General features: G+C 45.3%; 3 protein-coding genes. All 3 read left to right on the forward strand.

Annotation, left to right across the window (positions count from 1 at the left end):
• Positions 1 to 430, forward strand: a 430-nt coding sequence (locus QZY09_RS21040) for a hypothetical protein (protein WP_295675747.1), incomplete at its 5' end; no start/stop codon positions are given.
• A 535-nt stretch (positions 431 to 965) separates the two neighbouring features.
• Positions 966 to 2,654, forward strand: a complete 1,689-nt coding sequence (locus QZY09_RS21045) for a HAMP domain-containing sensor histidine kinase (protein WP_295675752.1) — start codon at positions 966 to 968, stop codon at positions 2,652 to 2,654.
• A 526-nt stretch (positions 2,655 to 3,180) separates the two neighbouring features.
• Positions 3,181 to 3,864: a tetratricopeptide repeat protein gene (locus QZY09_RS21050; RefSeq protein WP_295675755.1), complete on the forward strand. Its 684-nt coding sequence runs from the start codon at positions 3,181 to 3,183 to the stop codon at positions 3,862 to 3,864.
• Positions 3,865 to 4,001 lie beyond the last annotated feature (137 nt).

The following is a 4,001-nucleotide window of genomic DNA, read 5'->3' on the forward strand; positions in this document are numbered from 1 at the left end:
ACTTTTTGAGTTTGAATTTTACGACGAAATACTTTTTATGGCAGACCCGAATGATTTTTGGGAAGAAAAAATGGCATATGTATCACGTTACGCAGCTTTTACCCTTGACAATTACGCGCAATGGACGACGATCAACAGCCGTCTGGAGGTGATTTTAAACAAGGAGCAGGCAGCAATAGACGAAGCTGAAAAGGCACGACAAAGAAGAAAAAGAATAAAAAGGCTATGGCTTTATATTTTGATGGCAGTGCTTACAGCAATGGCGCTTGCCCTCATCATCCTTAATTATGCAGCATACGTCGGCAAAACTCTTTCTTCCAAATTTGAGGTGGACTTGTACCAATTCGGTATTTGTCTTTTGATTTTCGCCGTGCCCTATTTGATGTTGAGGGTAGTATACCGGTTGTGGAAAATGGCGAAGAAATTTTGATAGGCGGCGTTTAGAATAAGGAGATAGTTTTGAGGTTAAAATAGGTGACTTTTGACTTTCGACTCAGTACTTAAGACTTAAAATATGGGCGTTGCCTGCGGCCCACGCTGTACGCTTATACCCCTAACCTGGCGCTAGTATGCAGCGCAGGCCAAAAGTGTGGCGTACTAGTGCCTCGCTGATAGGTATAAGCCATGCTTATCAATTTGCTTTAAAAACACATTATTAACTGTTTCTGGTAAAAAAAACATTTACCTATTGCGGCAAACTATCTACGGTGCACTTAGGCAAACGAATAGGCCGCGCTGTATACCGCTCCATGTTTCCGCAAGCGTTTTTTTTCGCTGTCGCCCCGATTTATCGGGGTGGCCCGCTGACGGGTCGCCGCCCATTGAGTGCCGGACAGCGTAAGTCAAAATGCACGCCTTAGTTAGCGGATACTGTATTTGCTCCACCTTTATTGTTGTAATTTCCCCTATATTTATCAGCTTTCCGTTTTTTGTAAACAGCGGTAAAACAGAGCAAAGAGAGCGAGATGAGTGAAAAATCAATGAGGACCGGCGCAGCGGCGGGAAATTTACGGAACATATTTATCCTGTTCCTGCTGTTTACATTTATGATCACGGTGGGTTCGGTGGTGTTAAAGTATTCCATCGGGCGCAAACTGGAAGGGCTGAGCGCCAGGCTCAAAGAACCGTCTCCCGCACCGGAGATCAGCAATATCCTACTTGAGCTGAACAGCGCGGAAAACGATTTTCAGCAAGCCAACCTCGATGGCAATGCCGGTAAACTGGTTGACTATAAGGGCAAACTCAGCAACATTTTTGCCGAAATCAACCGGCTTTTTGTAAAATACAATGCCGATAGTGCGCGTTATTTTCCCGGCAGCAGGCAACTCATCGCAGGTTCCTTTGCCAGTAAGCAGGCGATTTCACAGCGGGTATTCGACCTTAAACAGCATTTCGATTCGTTGCTGAAGGCAACCACCCCGGCTATCATCAGCGCTGCGGGCAGAGGCCGGCTTCGTTCGGGCAAGCCTGACACTACGGTCACTTTCCGTGAGGAAGCGACGAAAAGCGGGTTGCTGAAACGTTTAAAAAACGCGCTCTCCAATAAAAACCAGGTCAAAATATTAACCATCAGGGAAAAACAACGCAGGGATTCGGCCAGGCGCCTGCTCACACCGGCGCAATTACTTCAGCAACTCAATAAGCAAAACGCCTATTTGCTGTTATCAAATGAACAGCTTATTACGGCCAACCTTAACCTGCTTGCGCAACTGCACCAGCTTTTGGAACAACTGAAAGATGTTAACCAGGCGGCCTGGGAAAGGAGCCGGAACGATGTGCTGGCGCATTACCAGTCGACCACAAGTGATATGGACCACTTTATCGGCGTGGCCATTACGCTGATCCTGGTGTTTATTATCCTGCTGATCTACTTTATTCGCAAAGCCGGGGCGGCCGAACAGAATTACCTGATGGAAAATGAGCGGGCGGTAGCTTTAGCGGGCCAGAAATCGGAGATACTGGCAACTATGAGCCACGAGATCCGCAACCCGCTAACGGCCATTACCGGCGCCATTTACATGCTGAATAAAACCGTTTTATCGGCAGACCAGGAGAATAAAGTATCAGCCATCAATCTTTCTTCGGCCATGCTTATGGAAACCGTTAACAATATACTGGATCTCAGCGCATTGGAACAACATCAGGGTACTGTGCTGTTACAGGTTACTTTTACACCTTACCAGGTACTGCGGGAGGCTGTGGAAAGTATGCGCTTTATGGCCGAAAAGAAAGGCATTTCACTGACAGCAGAATTCACCGGAGATGAAAGTGTGACGGTTATGGGCGATATCTTCAAACTGAAGCAGATCATGGTCAATTTGCTGAGCAACGCTATCAAATACACCGATGAGGGGGGCGTTACGGTGTCAGCCGTGCTGCACACAGAACCGGAACAAAATGCGGCGCTGGAGGTCAGCATCAGCGATACCGGCATCGGTATCCCCAAAGAGCAACAGGCGGGCCTGTTTACGCGTTATTACCAGGCGGGCGGTAGCAATACGAAGCCGGGTACCGGGTTAGGCCTTTATCTTTGCAAGCAGCTAGTTGGGTTGCAGGGCGGCACCATAAGCGTGGAAAGCGAAACGGGCAAGGGTTGCCTGATCCGGTTTAGGATCCCTTACCCCCCGCAGTTAGTTGATTCCATCCATGAATAGCTATACCATTAGGCTTAGGACGACCACCGGTCAATGGTCTAATAATGCCGCTGAGCCCGGCGTGCAAATGGCTTTAGGCCTATATGCTACCGCAATCGTTTTTTTTTCCAAACCTGGCGCTAGTATGCAGCGCGAAGGCCAAAAGAGGTGGCGTATTAGTGCCCCGCTGATAGGTATAAGCTATGCTCATCAATCTTTTCCAAAATCACATTGTTAACTGCTTCCAATCAAAAGAGCTGCCGGTATAGCGGCTACCTATCGGCGTGGCACTAGTACCCAGCCGCACAATGCCACGCTGCATACTAGCGCCAGGGTTGGGGGCGTGCTAGTGCCCCCGCTGATAGGTATCTATCATATTATTCAATTTACAATAAAATAGTGGCAGTTATGACAACAAAACAAAGAACCTCTTTATATTGGCGACCTGTTTGCATCGCATAGGTGCCCAGCCGCACTACCAATCGCGGCAAATCCGCGCGGGAAAATGAGATTGAACTAATGAATTTACAAGAAACTAAACCTAAAAATGAATAAAAAAATAACAAACCATGAAGATTGGTCTATATTGTTAGCGCTTGCTAAAGCAGGCGACAATGTTGCTCAATATGAAGTTGCTTCGCATTTCGATTATGGATTAACTACAGGAGACATAGAAATTGTCGGGCAAAATAAGCCAAAAGCATTTGAATGGTATTATAAAGCGTATAAAAATGGGAATGCTGATGCCATTGTTCTTACTGCGGATTTTTTAAGTGAAGGGATTTATTGTGATCAGAATATAGAATTAGCAATTGAACTATATAAAACAGCGATTGAGAGCGGTTCGGGTATTGCAGCAAATAATTTAGCAGTGCTTTTTAGAGATAAAATGGAGTATAAAAAGGCATTTGAACTTTATAAGGTTGCTCAAAACCTCGATAACTCAAATTCATTAAAGTTGGCTTTGTGTTATTACTTTGGTATGGGAACTGAAAAAAGTGTAAAAAACGCTTTTGAAATTTTACAAAGAATCTCAAAGGACACCTCTAATTTGAGAAACTGCCAATATGAAATAGATGAAGCAAACTATTTTTTAGGCCAGATATATTTAGATGGAGAAGTTGTTGAAAGATCAATTCACAAGGCCTCCTATTATTTAAAACTTGCTGATTTGGATAGTGACCATCGTTCAGCTCAAGAACTTTTGGTTATCATCGGAAGAAATATTTAAATCTAACTTGGCCTAGTATGCAGCGCAGGCCCCCGCTGTCCGTAGACTGTGTCTACGGACGCCTATGCCGGTAGTCTTTGACTACCGGCCACAATCACAAATTCCATCAGGCAGCTAAATAATATTTTTTTTACAGG

Origin of the sequence: uncultured Mucilaginibacter sp. (genome assembly GCF_903913935.1) — a bacterium.
Classification (GTDB): Bacteria; Bacteroidota; Bacteroidia; order Sphingobacteriales; family Sphingobacteriaceae; genus Mucilaginibacter.